Genomic DNA, 13,327 nt, shown 5'->3' on the forward strand with positions numbered 1-13,327 from the left:
GTGCATCCGCTTTCTCGTGCTGGTCGAACTGTTTCTTGCGGTACAAACACAGATAGCCAACGAGGAACAGTCTAAGCACTGCCTCGTTGGCTACTGCACTATTGCTGCGAGTCGGGTGCGCACCGGCGCGTCGAACGGTGCATCGGTGACATCCTCGCGTCTCCGAAGACTATCGACGCAGACCCAGACGCTCGATGAGCGAACGGTAGCGGGTGACGTCGACCTTCGCGATGTACTTGAGCAGACGACGACGACGTCCGACCAGCAGCAGCAGGCCGCGGCGGGAGTGGTGGTCGTGCTTGTGCGTCTTGAGGTGCTCGGTCAAGTCGACGATGCGCTTGGTGAGCATTGCAACCTGCGCCTCGGGCGAGCCCGTGTCGGTGGGGTGCAAGCCGTACTCGCCGAGAACGGCCTTCTTCTGTTCGGTGGTCAATGCCACTGGTACTACTCCTGATCAATGACGTCCGCGTGAAAGGAAGCAACGCGCCCCGATCGAACGACCGAGGTCGACACGACGGGATCGAAGCCGGTACAGCCGCCACGGACCGCAGCGTGCACCGAGGGGACAGCCTATCAGGCCGTGCTAGCCGCCAGGATCGAGCGGGCACGCTCGGCGTCGCGGCCCATTTCCTCCACGAGAGCTTCCATCGAGTCGAACTTCTCCATGCCCCGCAGTCGGTCGACGAAGTCGACTGCCACATGTTGCCCGTACAGGTCGGCCTCGCCGTCGAGTACGAATGCCTCGACGGTTCTGGTGCGCCCCGAGAACGTGGGATTGGTGCCCACGGACACCGCCGCAGGGTGCCGCTCCCCCGGAGTGACCGTCCCCATGATCGGGCCGGGCCCGAGCACGGTGAACCACGCCGCGTAGACGCCGTCCGCGGGGATGGCCGAGTACATGGGTGGCGCGACATTGGCTGTGGGATAACCCATCTGACGACCCCGGCCGTCGCCGTGCACGACGACACCCTCCACGCGATGCGGCCGTCCGAGCGCGGCGGCGGCTGCGGCGACGTCTCCGGCATCCACGCACGATCTGATGTACGTGGAGGAGAACGTCACGGCATGCTCGGCGAGCAGGTTGACTCCGTCGACCGCGAATCCCGATCGTTCGCCGATCTTCCGGAGCATCGGCACCGTGCCGAGCGCCTTCTTGCCGTAGGTGAAGTTCTCGCCGACGACGACCTCGGCAACGTGGAGTCGTTCGATCAGAATCTCGTGCACGTACCGCTCGGGGGTGAGTTTCATCAGCTCGGGCGTGAACGGCATCACACAGAACACGTCGATTCCCAGTTCCTCGGCGAGTTCGGCTCGTCTCGTCAGGGTCGTCAACTGCGCGGGATGACTTCCCGGCCGCACGACCTCCATCGGGTGCGGATCGAATGTCATGAGCACGCTGGGAACGCCGCGCTTCTTCGCAGCGCCCACCGCTCGCTCGATCAGCTGTGCGTGCCCGCGGTGAACGCCGTCGAAGACGCCGATCGTGAGCACGCATCTGCCCCAGTCGGCAGGTACATCGTCGAGACCTCGCCATCTCTGCACACCGCGAAGCCTACGGCCCGACGGCCGCTCGGTCACTCTCGGACAGGCGTGTCGCGCGCGGTTGCTATGGACAAAAAGGTATTCCCACGGTAAATATTTCGGGGTGCCTAACTTATTTCTTCGCCAGCGTGGATTTCACGCCGGACGGATTCTTGCGAGCTGGGCCGTGGTTGGACTACTGGTAGCAGCGTCGACGGGCTGCGCCCGCGCCGTCGGAGAGGACGATCCGACTGTGCTCGACGACGACAGACCCTTGGTTCTGACGACCTTCACCGTCCTCGCCGACATGGCCGCCAATGTGGCCGGCGACCACCTTCGAGTGGAATCGATCACAAAAGCCGGTGCCGAGATCCACGGCTACGAGCCGACACCGGGAGACCTACGCACCGCGGAGCAGGCCGAGTTGATCCTGGACAACGGACTCGGGCTGGAGGCCTGGTTCGAGAAATTCGTCGAGCGCATCCCCGCACCGCATGCCGTGGTGAGTGCGAACGTGGATCCGATCTACATCCGCGACGACGCGTACGCGGGCAAAGCGAACCCCCACGCGTGGATGTCCCCCGTCGTGGCCGAGACGTACGTCGAGAACATCGCCGACGCGTTCGTTGCGCTCGACCCCGCCAACACCGACGACTACCGCGCGAACGCAGCGGCGTACGTCGAGCAACTCCGCCGGGTCGGTGCCGAGCTGGACGCCGATCTCTCCGGACTGCCCGCTCGTCAACGTGCGCTGGTCACCTGTGAGGGCGCATTCGGGTATCTGGCTCGTGACTTCGATCTGCAGGAGGCGTACCTGTGGCCGGTCAACGCCGAGCAGGAAGGCACACCGAAACAGGTGGTCCGCACCATCGATTTCGTTCGCGACAACGACGTACCCGCCGTGTTCTGCGAGTCGACCGTCTCGGACAAGGCGCAGCTGCAGGTCGCCGAGGACACCGGCGCTCGGTTCGGCGGACAGCTCTACGTCGATTCACTGAGCGATGCGGCCGGCCCCGTCCCCACGTACCTGGACCTACTGCGCTACGACGCACGGTTGATCGCCGACGCACTGGTGGGAGAACGATGAGCGAGCACACTGGGGCCCCGAATCTCAGGGCCCCGCACGAGAACGAGGCAGCGCTGGCGGTGGACACCGTCAATGTCCGATACCGCGACGTCGTGGCGCTCACCGATGCCAGTCTGACGCTCGCACCGGGCCGGGTGTGCGGGTTGGTCGGCATGAACGGATCGGGCAAGTCGACGCTGTTCAAGGCCGTCATGGGAGTGGTCAAGCCGAACTCCGGATCGATCACCGTGTTCGGCGGCGACCCGGCTCGGGCGCGCAAGGCAGGAACGGTGAGCTACGTACCCCAGGCCGAATCCGTCGACTGGACGTTCCCGATCAGCGTGCGCGACGTGGTGATGATGGGCCGATACGGGAAGCAGAATTTTCTTCGCACTCCCCGAGCAGCCGATCGACGGGCGGTCGACGAGGCTCTCGAGCGCGTCGATCTGGCCGAACTCGCGAGCCGACAGATCGGTCAGCTCTCCGGCGGTCAACGCAAGCGTGCGTTCGTCGCCCGCGCCATCGCCCAGGAGGCGTCGTTGCTGTTGCTCGACGAGCCCTTCGCCGGCGTGGACAAGAAGACCGAAGCCACCATCACCCGGCTGCTCCGCGAACTCGCCGCACACGGCGCCTCGGTTCTCGTGTCGACACACGATCTCCATGCTCTGCCGGATCTGTGCGACGAGGCGATTCTGCTGCAGCAACGGGTGCTGATGCACGGCAGTCCCGCCGAGGTACTGCGTCCGGAGAACCTGGCGCTGGCCTTCGGCATCGACCCGTCGAAGGTCGACCAACTCGGTGCAGGCAATCGAACCCAGGCCACCCCGACCACGGAAGCGAGCTGAACCGTGTATCTCGTCGATTTTCTCGTCGAACCACTCGAATACACCTTCATGCAGCGGGCCCTCCTGGTGACCGTGACCGCCTCGATCGTGTGCGCGGTGCTGAGCTGCTGGCTCGTTCTCATCGGGTGGTCGCTGATGGGCGACGCCGTCTCGCACGCCGTGCTGCCCGGCGTCGCATTGTCGTATCTGCTCGGTGCACCGTTCGCGATCGGCGCTCTTCTGTTCGCCCTCATCGCGGTCGGTGCCATCGGGGTCGTGCGCAACACCACCATCGTCAAGGAGGACGCCGCCATCGGCGTCGTCTTCACCACCTTGTTCGCGCTCGGTGTCGTCCTGATCTCCAAGTTTCCGAGCCAGATCGACCTCAACCACATCCTGTTCGGCAATCTGCTCGGCGTCTCGCAGGCGGACATGATCCAGGTGTTCGTACTCGGCGGCATCGCGTTGGCCGTCATGATCGTCAAGCGTCGGGACTTCACTCTCTTCGCCTTCGACCGCACCCAGGCCCGCGCCGTCGGCATCAATCCGACGGTGATCTCGGCTGTGATGCTGACCCTGCTGGCTTTGACGACGGTGGTGGCACTTCAGGCCGTCGGCGTGATTCTCGTGGTGGCGATGCTCATCACCCCAGGTGCGTCGGCGTATCTGCTCACGCACAGCTTCGGCCGCATGCTGGTATTGGCACCGCTTGTTTCGGTGGGTTGCGCGCTGGTGGGGATCTACGCCAGCTTCTATCTCGACGTGTCCTCCGGTGGCAGCGTCGTGCTCACTCAGGGGTTGGTCTTCGTCCTTGCCTACCTCTTCAGCCCCTCACAGGGCATCGTCGTCCGCGCCGTGCGCCGACGCGGACAGGTACCGGTGGCTCCGGCCGGGTGAGATGTCTTTTTCCATTGGATTGCCTAAGCTCGGCGACGTGGCGCAACGAAAAGACGATCCCGCACCGGCCGACGAGGGCGTCCAGCTGTCCGCGGTTGCGCAGGATTACCTCAAGGTCATCTGGACGGCCAGTGAGTGGAGCGAGGACTCCGTCAGCACCAAGATGCTCTCCGAGCGCATCGGCGTTTCCGCATCGACGGTGTCCGAGGCGATTCGCAAGCTCGCCGACCAGGGCATGGTCGACCACGCCCGCTACGGAGCCATCTCGTTGACGGAGAAGGGCCGCCTGGCTGCCATCGGCATGGTGCGTCGGCACCGTCTGATCGAGACCTATCTGGTCCGCGAACTGGGGTACGGCTGGGACGAAGTGCACGACGAGGCAGAGATTCTCGAACATGCAGTCTCGGATCTGATGATGGATCGAATCGACGCCAAACTGGGTCACCCCGAACGGGACCCGCACGGTGACCCGATTCCGTCGGTGGACGGTGCGATCGAGACTCCGTCCGCGACTCGCCTGAGCGAGTACCTCGACGGACAATCCGGCCGAGTCGCCAGAATTTCCGACTCCGACCCGGCCATGCTCCGCTACTTCGATTCCGTCGGCATCACGCTGGACCTGCCGATCACGGTGGTCGAACGACGTGACTACGCCGGCACCGTCGCCATCGAGCTCGCCCGCACCGACGCCACCGATTCGATCGACCTCGGCCACCGCGCCGCCGAAGCGATCTGGATGGTTCCGGCGAACTGACGTCGGTTCGCTTCAGTGTCCGCGCAAGGTCGCGGGCCGGACCACCATGACCGAACTGGCGCGCTTGCCCTTCTCCTGAAGCAGAGCGATGGTGTGACCCGTGGGATCGACCGCCGCGTACACCCCGTCGATTCCGACCGGATCCAGCCACCTTCCCTGGCTCAACGACTCCGCCTCACCCGCGTCGATCTGCCGGTGCGGAAAGGCCGTTCGCGCCGCCTGGTCGATGTCCAGGCTCACGGCCGGGTTCTCGGCCAGCTCTTCGAGCGTCCGCGCATGGTCGAGGGTGAAGGGTCCGACGCGAGTGCGACGCAGCACGGTCAGGTGGCCGCCGACGCCGAGTGCAGCGCCGAGATCGCGCGCCAGGGCACGCACATAGGTCCCGGACGTGCAGTCCACCTCGACATCGAGGTCGACGAATGCCGATTCGTTGTCCACGACATCGCGCCTAAAGGTCACGTCGAATCGGGTGACGCTGACCTTGCGGGCGGCGAGGGTGAACTCCTCACCTGCGCGGGACAGTTTGTGGGCGCGTTGCCCGTCGACCTTGATGGCGCTGACGCTCGCAGGCACCTGCTCGATGTCGCCCGTCAGGGCGGCGATCGCGGCCTGGATCTCGGAGTCGGAGACGTGCACGGCCGAGACATCGGCCAGCAGGTCGCCCTCGGCGTCGTCGGTCGTCGTGCTCCGGCCGAGCCGGATGGTCGCGGTGTAGGACTTGGTGGTCAGCGAGAGCAATCCCAGCATCTTGGTCGCACGCTCCACGCCGAGCACCAGCACGCCCGTCGCCATGGGGTCCAGAGTCCCCGCGTGGCCGACCTTCCTGGTGCGCAACAGTTTTCGACACGACGCCACCACGTCGTGGCTCGTCACACCCGGCCCCTTGTCGACCACCAAGAGGCCGGCACCGACGAGACCGGACGAAATCTTTTCACGGGCACTCACGAGAGAGCATTGTGCCAGGCCCGCGAATCCGGCCGTCACATCACCGAGATCGCCGTCATCACCAGACCGCCGGCCACCATCCAGCGACCGTCGAACGCCGACAGAGGCGGGCCGGAGACGGTGTCGCCCGGCACCAACAACTCGGAATGGAACGTTCCCGAGAGGTCGTCGCCGGAGCCGGTTCGCTCGAAGGTGATGTGCGCGTCCTCGAAACCGAGCCACCGTCCGGTCAACGGCTCCCAGGCCTTGTACGTCGCTTCCTTGGCACAGAACAACACTCGGTCCCAGTGGATGTCCTCACGACCGGCCGCCTCCAGCCACTCCCGCTCGGCCGGCAGGCTCACCGCCTCGAGCACGCCGTCGGGCAAGGGGCCGTGCGGCTCGGCGTCGATCCCCACCGACCGCACCTGCATCGAATAGGCCAGCACCGCGCCGCGATAACCGTCGCAGTGGGTCAAGGATCCGACCACACCCTTCGGCCACTGCGGTGCACCGGACTTGCCGCGCATGATCGGCGCGGGCTCCACGCCCAACTTCTCCATCGCCACCCGAGCACAGTGTCGAGCCGAGGTGAACTCACGCTTGCGCTTGTCCACCGCCTTGGCCACCAGCGGAGCTTCGAGCGGATGCGGCGTCAAACCCGGTGGGTCCGCGAACAATTCGGCCGAGACGACGCCGTTGGGAAGTATCGATTCGATCACTTGCCTGCCCTCATCTTTTCTACCTCTGCCTCCATCTCGGGCGTCACCGTGAAGTGTCCGCCCCACTTGTTCAACGCACCCGGCGGATACTCGGGGACCGGAAGAATCTGGCGCAGAACGTTCTTCGGCAGGCCGCGGCGCTGCCATTCGCGCGGGTAACCCACCGACACCTCCTCGAAGCGAACGCCGTCGTAGTAGGTCGTCCGCGGGATGTGCAGGTGTCCGTACACCGAGCAGATCGCGTTGTACCGCGTGTGCCAATCCGCCGTCAGAGTGGACCCGCACCACAGCGCGAACTCCGGGTAGAACAGCACCTCGGTGGGCTGCCGGACCATCGGGAAGTGGTTGATCAACACGGTCGGAACGGATGTGTCCAACGCATCGAGACGCTCCCGGGTGGCGTCGATCCGCGCGTGGCACCAGGCATCTCGCGTCGCGTACGGCTGCGAGGACAGCAGGAATTCGTCGGTGGCGACCACGTTCTTCTCTCGCGCGATCGCCAGGCCGTGCTCCTTGTCGCGCGCTCCCTGGGGCAAGAACGTGTAGTCGTAGAGCAGGAACATCGGCACGATCGTCGCCGGGCCGCCTTCACCCTCCCAACGCAGGTACGGATCCTCCGGGGTGACGACGTCGATCTCGCGGCACAGGTTGACCAGGTACTCGTAGCGGGCGGCGCCGTGGATCTGGACAGGATCTTTCACCGTCGTCCACAGCTCGTGATTTCCGGGAACCCAGATGACCTTCGCGAAACGGCTACGGAGCAGCTCGAGCGCCCACTTGATGTCGTCGGTCTTCTCCGACACGTCGCCGGCAACGATCAGCCAGTCGTCGGGAGATTCGGGAAAGATGTCTTCGGTCACGGGTCGGTTACCCCGATGTCCGACGTGAATGTCGCTCACTGCCCACAGCTTCGCTGCCACTGAAAATTCCTTCCGATGCGCTCGGCCGCCGGCGTCGAATCGCCAGAACCGTCCGAGAACGTACCAACGTCCAATACTCCATGCAGATTCCGCGCAGTGTCCGGGCGGGGTGACGCGGCGATTCGGTCGACGACCGAACGGTGTTGCTCACCGACACCGAGATCGAGTCGAAAGACCCGCAGATTCGGGTATATGGTGCCTCTCATGACTTGTTTGCGGACGTTTTCTGGGATTGCACCCCGATGACAGTGCCCCCGGTCCGCGTTCGTGACGCCGCAGCCCTCCTCGGTGTCAGTGACGACACCGTGCGCAGATGGATCGACAGCGGAGCGCTGCCCGCGCTCGAGGACGAGACCGGACGCAAGGTCATCGCCGGTCGCGACCTCGCGGACTACGCACGCGAACATGCCGTTCCTCCGCCCGAGATCTCGTCGGGTGGCAGCTCCGCCCGCAACCGGCTCGTGGGTTTGGTCACCGAGGTCGTCTCGGACGCGGTGATGAGCGAGGTGAGCATGCAGTGCGGGCCGTTCACGATCGTGTCGCTGATGAGCACCCGATCGGTTCGCGAACTGGGGCTCGAGCCCGGCAAGGTCACCGTCGCTGTCGTCAAGGCGACCACCGTCATCGTCGAGACACCGTAGAACGCAGGAGATGTTCGTGAAGACAATGCGCCAGGTATCCGCCCTCGTGGTTGCAGCCACCCTGATGCTCGTCGGATGCAGCTCGCAGTCCGATTCGACAACGCCCGATGTGGCCTCGGACGCCCACGCAGTCGGAGGCGAGATCACGGTCTTCGCCGCAGCTTCGCTTCGCGCGACGTTCACCGATCTCGGTACTCGCTTCGAGGCCGAACACCCCGGAACCTCGGTGGAGTTCAGTTTCGCGGGTTCGTCCGATCTGGCCGCACAGCTGATCTCCGGCGCGCCCGCCGACGTCTTCGCCTCCGCGGATACGAAGAACATGACCGCGACGGTCGACGAGAATCTGGTGGCCGGCAGTCCCGTCGACTTCGCGTCCAACACTCTGACCATCGTGACCGCCCCCGGAAACCCGGACCGCATAGCCTCGTTCGCCGATCTGGCGAACCCCGATGTTCTGACCGTGATCTGCGCGCCCCAGGTGCCCTGCGGTGCGGCGACGGCCGCGGTCGAGACCGCAACCGGCACGCTCGTCCCGGCCGTGAGCGAGGAATCCTCGGTCACCGACGTACTGGGCAAGGTCACCTCGGGGCAGGCCGATGCCGGACTGGTCTACGTCACCGACGCCGCCGGAGCAGGCGCAGCCGTGACCACGGTGCCCTTCGAGGAGTCGAGCGAGGCCGTCAACACCTACCCGATCGCGACACTGCGGGGTTCCGGCAACCCCGACACAGCGCGCGCATTCACCGAGTTCGTCACCGGACCCGTCGGCCGAGACGTGCTCGGTCGAGCCGGTTTCGCGGCGCCGTGACCGCCAGAGCCGTCGACGGCGGGCAACCATCGGCAGGACGCCGTCCGACCGTCGGGGTACCGCCGTGGATATTCGCACCGGCCGCCGTGGGCGCCCTGCTCGTCGTGTTGCCGTTGGCCGCGATGTTCACCCGAATCGACTGGTCGAATTTTCTCGGTCTCGTCACCTCCGAATCCGCCGTCGCAGCACTGGTTCTGAGCCTGAAGACAGCGACGGCCAGCACCGCAGTGTGCGTGCTTCTGGGCGTGCCGATGGCAATCGTGCTCTCGCGCAGCTCGATTCGAGGGCTGTCGATCCTTCGCTCTCTCGTCGTCCTGCCCTTGGTTCTTCCCCCGGTGGTCGGCGGCATCGCGCTGCTCTACACCTTCGGACGCCAAGGCCTGTTGGGCGAGCACCTCGAAGCCTTCGGTATTCGAATAGCGTTCACCACCTCGGCCGTCGTGTTGGCGCAGGTGTTCGTGTCGCTCCCCTTCCTCGTCGTCGGCGTCGAGGGTGCCCTCCGTACGGCCGGCGACCGATACGACGTGGTGGCTGCCACCCTCGGTGCCACCCCCACGACCGTCCTACGGCGGGTCACCGTTCCACTGATTCTTCCCGGACTGATGTCCGGAACAGTCCTCGCCTTCGCCCGCGCACTCGGAGAATTCGGCGCGACGTTGACCTTCGCCGGTTCTCTCGAAGGCGTGACCAGGACGCTGCCGCTGGAAATCTACCTGCAGCGCGAGAGCGACCCCGATGCCGCGGTGGCGCTGTCGCTGGTGCTGATTCTCGTCGCGGCACTCGTTGTCGTCACCGCACGCGGCACCCGATCGTCGGGAACGCTGTGAGTTCACTACACCTGAGGGCCACCCTCGGTATCCGCGGCATCGATCTCGAACTCGATGCCCGCGAGGGCGAGACGGTGGCTGTTCTGGGGCCGAACGGGGCGGGCAAATCGACACTGCTGCAACTCGTCTCGGGCGTGGTGGCACCCGACCACGGAATCGTCCGACTGGGCGAGGACGTGTTGACCGACACCGCCTCGAACACCGCCGTGCCGATTCATGCGCGAGGCGTTGCGACCCTCGCTCAGGAAGCTCTGCTGTTTCCTCACATGGACGCTCGCACGAACGTGGCCTTCGCACCACGCAGCGCCGGCGCGGACCGCGCCACCGCGCGAACCGTCGCCGATACCTGGCTCGACGCCGTCGGAGCCTCCCACCTGGCCGATCGCCGCCCTGCGCAGTTGTCCGGCGGCCAGGCCCAACGTATCGCCATCGCGCGCGCTCTCGCGGCCGATCCACACCTGCTGCTGCTCGACGAACCCCTGGCGGCACTGGATGTCGACACGGCACCGGGCATTCGGCGCGTGCTGCGCACGGTGTTGCGCAAGAGCGGCCGCACGGCCTTGATCGTGACCCACGACCTGCTCGACGTCGTTGCACTCGCCGATTCCGTCGCAGTCGTCGACGGCGGGCGCGTTGTCGAGAGAGGCTCGGTCACCGAGGTCCTCACTGCCCCTCGCAGCGAATTCGGTGCCCGCATCGCCGGGGTGAACCTGATCTCGGGACGGGCCGTCGACGCCGACGACTCGACGTCCCTGACCACCGACTGGGGAGTGACGGTGCACGGCTCCGGGCGGCACGCCACCGACACTCCACTGGTAGCGGTGTTCTCCCCCGCCGCTGTGTCGGTACACCCGACACCACCGCATGCAAGCCCCCGCAACGTGTTCGAGGTGGTGATCGAGGAGATGGAGGTGCAGGGCTCCGGCATTCGTGTTCGGTCACGTCCGCAACCCGACGGTTCCCCCGGCATGGCCGCCGACATCACCCCGGCTGCGGTATCGGATCTCGGGCTCGAGCCCGGCCGCAGCGTGTTCTTCGTCGTCAAGAGCCACGAGGTGGCGTTACACCCCGCGTTGCCGTCGCAGCCCTGACCGACGGTCAGTGTCGTAGTTGGCGGTCGCTGCCGACGACCAACCACTTACCGGACAGCGCCCGTCCCGCGACGGCGAGCATGCGTAGCCCGACGAAGACGCCGAGCCCGGTCCAGATCCCGACCAACCCCCAGTCGAACACCAGAGCCGACCAGATGAACGGTAGAAAGCCCACGACGGCGCACGCCATGGTCGCGTTCCGCAGAAACGCAGCATCGCCACTGCCGAGCAGCACTCCGTCCAGCGCGAACACCACGCCCGCAACGGGAATGATCGCCACGAAGATCCACCAGATCGCATGCATCTCGTCGATGACCGATGCGTCGGTGGTGAACAACTCCGGGACGAACGAGCGTCCGACCGCGAACACGCCTGCGAGGACGACCGCGAAGACCGTCGACCATGCGGTCAGCCGCCACGCGAGTGCGCGCGCGTCGTCGGTCCTGCTCGCGCCGAGGGCGGCACCCACCAGGGTCTGAGCGGCAATCGCCAAGGAATCGAGCATCAGGGACACCAGGTTCCACATGTGCAGGACCACCTGATTGGCGGCGACCGACGCCGCACCGAAGCGCGACGCGACCGCGGCGGCAGACAGGAAGCAGGCCTGGAACGCCAGGCTGCGCACGATCAGGTCGCGTCCCAACACCAGCTGCGCGCGCATCACCGACCAGCGCGGGCGCAACTCGGTGCTCGCTCGCACGACTGCGAACACGAACAGCGCACCGGCGAGGCCCTGCCCGATCACGTTGGCCACGGCCGATCCCACCAGCTCCAGACGCGGGAATCCGAGCAGCCCATGAACCAGCAGTGGGCACAGAACTGCCGACACACCGAAGCCGAACACGACGAAACGCAGTGGGGTCACCGTGTTCTGGACTCCGCGCATCCATCCGTTTCCGGCCAGAGACACCAGGATGAACGGCACACCGAGCAGAGCCACCCGTAGCCACGCGAGAGCCTCGGCGGCGATGTCGCCACCTCCGGTGAGTACCGACACCACGGGCTCTGCCGCGAGTTGCATCACCGCGACGATGGCGATACCGATCGCGAAGGCCAACCAGGTTGCCTGCACACCCTCGCCGACAGCATCACGTTCGCGACCGGCACCGTGCATACGAGCCGCGCGCGAGGTCGTGCCGTAGGACAGAAAGGTCAGCTGGGTGCTGACCTGGGCCAGCACGAGCCCGCCGATCGCCAGGCCCGCGAGGGCCAAGGCACCCAGCCTGCCGATCACGGCGGCGTCGAACAACAGGTAGAGAGGTTCGGCGGCGAGGACGCCGAGGGAGGGCAGCGACAGGCCGAGAATCTTTCGAGCGGTGACCGGAGTGGAGCTCACGACGTGGACAAGGCTCCGCGCAGCGCTTCGATCACGTCGGACAATTCGCCGGTCGCCGTGTAGCCGGCTGCATTGCGGTGCCCGCCGCCGCCGAGTTCGCACGCCACTGCCGAGACGTCGACCTCGGTCTTCGAGCGCAGGGAAACCACCCAGATCGAGCCGAAGTCCTGTTGCTTGAGCACGGCGGCCACCTCGGCTTCGGAGGTGGTGCGCACGATGTCGATCACGCTCTCGATCTCCTCGGAGCGCAACCCGGCCGAATCCTCGCTGCGAATCACGGCGTACACCAGCCCGCGTCCGTCGACGGCATCGGGAATCAGCGAGGCCGAACCCAGGACCGAACCGAGCATCGGGAGCCACTCGAACGGATGGGTGTCGAGCAGTTTGCGAGCGATGTGGGCGCCGTCGATGCCCGTCGCCAGCAGTCGTTCGGCCAGCAGGTGCGACCCGGGACGAACCCACCGGAACGAACCGGTGTCGGTGACCAGGCCCGCGAACAGCAGGTGCGCCAGATCCGCGTCGATCTCCACACCCCACTGGTCCAACATCCGCGCGATCACAGCGGTGGTCGACTCCGCGGAGGCATCCACCACGTTGACCGTGCCGAATCGGGTGTTGCTGCGGTGATGATCGATCACGAGGCTCGCCGACGCGGAATCGAGCCGAGCGCCCAGCGAACCCAGCCGGCCCCGACTTCCGGCGTCGACGGTGACCACCAGGTCGACGGTGTCCGTGACCTTGTCGGCGTCGACGAGAAGGTGCCTTCCCGGCAGCTCGTCCATCGACTCGGGCAGAGACGACGGAGCTGCGAACGCCACCTGGACCCTCGCACCGCGACGTTCGAGTACCGAACCGAGCGCGAGCCCACTGCCGATCGTGTCGGCATCGGGCTGAACGTGACACAGCACGGTCACCGAGGATGCACGTTCGAGCATCTCGATCGCCCGGGTCAGATCCTCGTCGGTCTCCGACACCGACCCCGAACCATCGGCCATG

At 66.0% G+C, this 13,327-nt stretch carries 15 protein-coding genes; 8 read left to right on the forward strand and 7 right to left on the reverse strand.

Features of this window, described 5'->3' with window-relative positions; genetic code table 11:
• Window positions 1-169 precede the first annotated feature (169 nt).
• Together rpsO and CH306_RS23365 are read right to left on the reverse strand one after the other, a co-directional pair.
• Complete coding sequence (gene rpsO, locus CH306_RS23360; RefSeq protein WP_032397847.1) at window positions 170-439, reverse strand: 30S ribosomal protein S15; 270 nt, start codon at window positions 437-439, stop codon at window positions 170-172.
• 134 nt (window positions 440-573) lie between these two features.
• Window positions 574-1,542 (reverse strand): bifunctional riboflavin kinase/FAD synthetase, encoded by a 969-nt coding sequence (locus CH306_RS23365; RefSeq protein WP_176459297.1) that lies wholly within the window; start codon window positions 1,540-1,542, stop codon window positions 574-576.
• Between the two features lie 103 nt (window positions 1,543-1,645).
• Here CH306_RS23365 and CH306_RS23370 point away from each other — a divergent pair, with 103 nt between their 5' ends.
• From CH306_RS23370 to CH306_RS23385, 4 genes are read left to right on the forward strand one after another with little or no spacing between them, the layout of a single operon-like run.
• A complete protein-coding gene (locus CH306_RS23370) occupies window positions 1,646-2,608 on the forward strand; it encodes a metal ABC transporter substrate-binding protein (RefSeq protein ID WP_032397845.1) in 963 nt (320 codons plus the stop codon).
• Complete coding sequence (locus CH306_RS23375; RefSeq protein ID WP_045195510.1) at window positions 2,605-3,432, forward strand: metal ABC transporter ATP-binding protein; 828 nt, start codon at window positions 2,605-2,607, stop codon at window positions 3,430-3,432. The genes CH306_RS23370 and CH306_RS23375 overlap by 4 nt, the downstream gene beginning before the upstream one ends.
• Before the next feature lie 3 nt (window positions 3,433-3,435).
• The gene (locus tag CH306_RS23380) at window positions 3,436-4,308 is read left to right on the forward strand and encodes a metal ABC transporter permease (protein WP_094631757.1); all 873 of its coding nucleotides are present in this window, start codon (window positions 3,436-3,438) and stop codon (window positions 4,306-4,308) included.
• Window position 4,309: 1 nt separating this feature from the next.
• Window positions 4,310-5,062: a metal-dependent transcriptional regulator gene (locus tag CH306_RS23385; RefSeq protein WP_371828393.1), complete on the forward strand. Its 753-nt coding sequence runs from the start codon at window positions 4,310-4,312 to the stop codon at window positions 5,060-5,062.
• A gap of 12 nt (window positions 5,063-5,074) precedes the next feature.
• On the opposite strand, the gene truB is transcribed toward CH306_RS23385, so the two are convergent.
• The 3 genes from truB to CH306_RS23400 are packed head-to-tail and all read right to left on the reverse strand — an operon-like array spanning window position 5,075 to window position 7,628.
• Window positions 5,075-6,007: a tRNA pseudouridine(55) synthase TruB gene (gene truB, locus CH306_RS23390; protein ID WP_094631827.1), complete on the reverse strand. Its 933-nt coding sequence runs from the start codon at window positions 6,005-6,007 to the stop codon at window positions 5,075-5,077.
• Window positions 6,008-6,042: 35 nt separating this feature from the next.
• A complete protein-coding gene (gene npt / locus CH306_RS23395) occupies window positions 6,043-6,708 on the reverse strand; it encodes a 4'-phosphopantetheinyl transferase Npt (RefSeq protein WP_094631758.1) in 666 nt (221 codons plus the stop codon).
• Window positions 6,705-7,628 (reverse strand): metallophosphoesterase family protein, encoded by a 924-nt coding sequence (locus tag CH306_RS23400; protein WP_032397841.1) that lies wholly within the window; start codon window positions 7,626-7,628, stop codon window positions 6,705-6,707. The genes npt and CH306_RS23400 overlap by 4 nt, the downstream gene beginning before the upstream one ends.
• A gap of 242 nt (window positions 7,629-7,870) precedes the next feature.
• Between CH306_RS23400 and CH306_RS23405 the strand changes: the two genes are divergently transcribed.
• Genes CH306_RS23405 through CH306_RS23420 form a run of 4 tightly spaced genes read left to right on the forward strand, consistent with a single transcriptional unit; the run spans window position 7,871 to window position 10,995 of the window.
• On the forward strand, window positions 7,871-8,269 hold the full coding sequence (locus tag CH306_RS23405) for a TOBE domain-containing protein (RefSeq protein ID WP_032398374.1): 399 nt from the start codon (window positions 7,871-7,873) through the stop codon (window positions 8,267-8,269).
• A gap of 10 nt (window positions 8,270-8,279) precedes the next feature.
• Window positions 8,280-9,077 (forward strand): molybdate ABC transporter substrate-binding protein, encoded by a 798-nt coding sequence (gene modA, locus CH306_RS23410; RefSeq protein WP_373453993.1) that lies wholly within the window; start codon window positions 8,280-8,282, stop codon window positions 9,075-9,077.
• Complete coding sequence (locus CH306_RS23415) at window positions 9,074-9,904, forward strand: ABC transporter permease (RefSeq protein ID WP_045195519.1); 831 nt, start codon at window positions 9,074-9,076, stop codon at window positions 9,902-9,904. Before modA ends, CH306_RS23415 begins: the two co-directional genes overlap by 4 nt.
• The gene (locus tag CH306_RS23420) at window positions 9,901-10,995 is read left to right on the forward strand and encodes a sulfate/molybdate ABC transporter ATP-binding protein (RefSeq protein ID WP_094648076.1); all 1,095 of its coding nucleotides are present in this window, start codon (window positions 9,901-9,903) and stop codon (window positions 10,993-10,995) included. Before CH306_RS23415 ends, CH306_RS23420 begins: the two co-directional genes overlap by 4 nt.
• Before the next feature lie 7 nt (window positions 10,996-11,002).
• Here CH306_RS23420 and CH306_RS23425 read toward each other — a convergent pair whose 3' ends face one another.
• On the reverse strand, window positions 11,003-12,331 hold the full coding sequence (locus tag CH306_RS23425; protein ID WP_094648077.1) for an MATE family efflux transporter: 1,329 nt from the start codon (window positions 12,329-12,331) through the stop codon (window positions 11,003-11,005).
• Window positions 12,328-13,326 (reverse strand): DHH family phosphoesterase, encoded by a 999-nt coding sequence (locus CH306_RS23430; protein WP_094648078.1) that lies wholly within the window; start codon window positions 13,324-13,326, stop codon window positions 12,328-12,330. Before CH306_RS23430 ends, CH306_RS23425 begins: the two co-directional genes overlap by 4 nt.
• Between the last annotated feature and the right edge of the window lies 1 nt (window position 13,327).

Source organism: Rhodococcus sp. 15-725-2-2b, from assembly GCF_002259075.1.
In the GTDB taxonomy this organism is placed as follows: domain Bacteria; phylum Actinomycetota; class Actinomycetes; order Mycobacteriales; family Mycobacteriaceae; genus Rhodococcoides.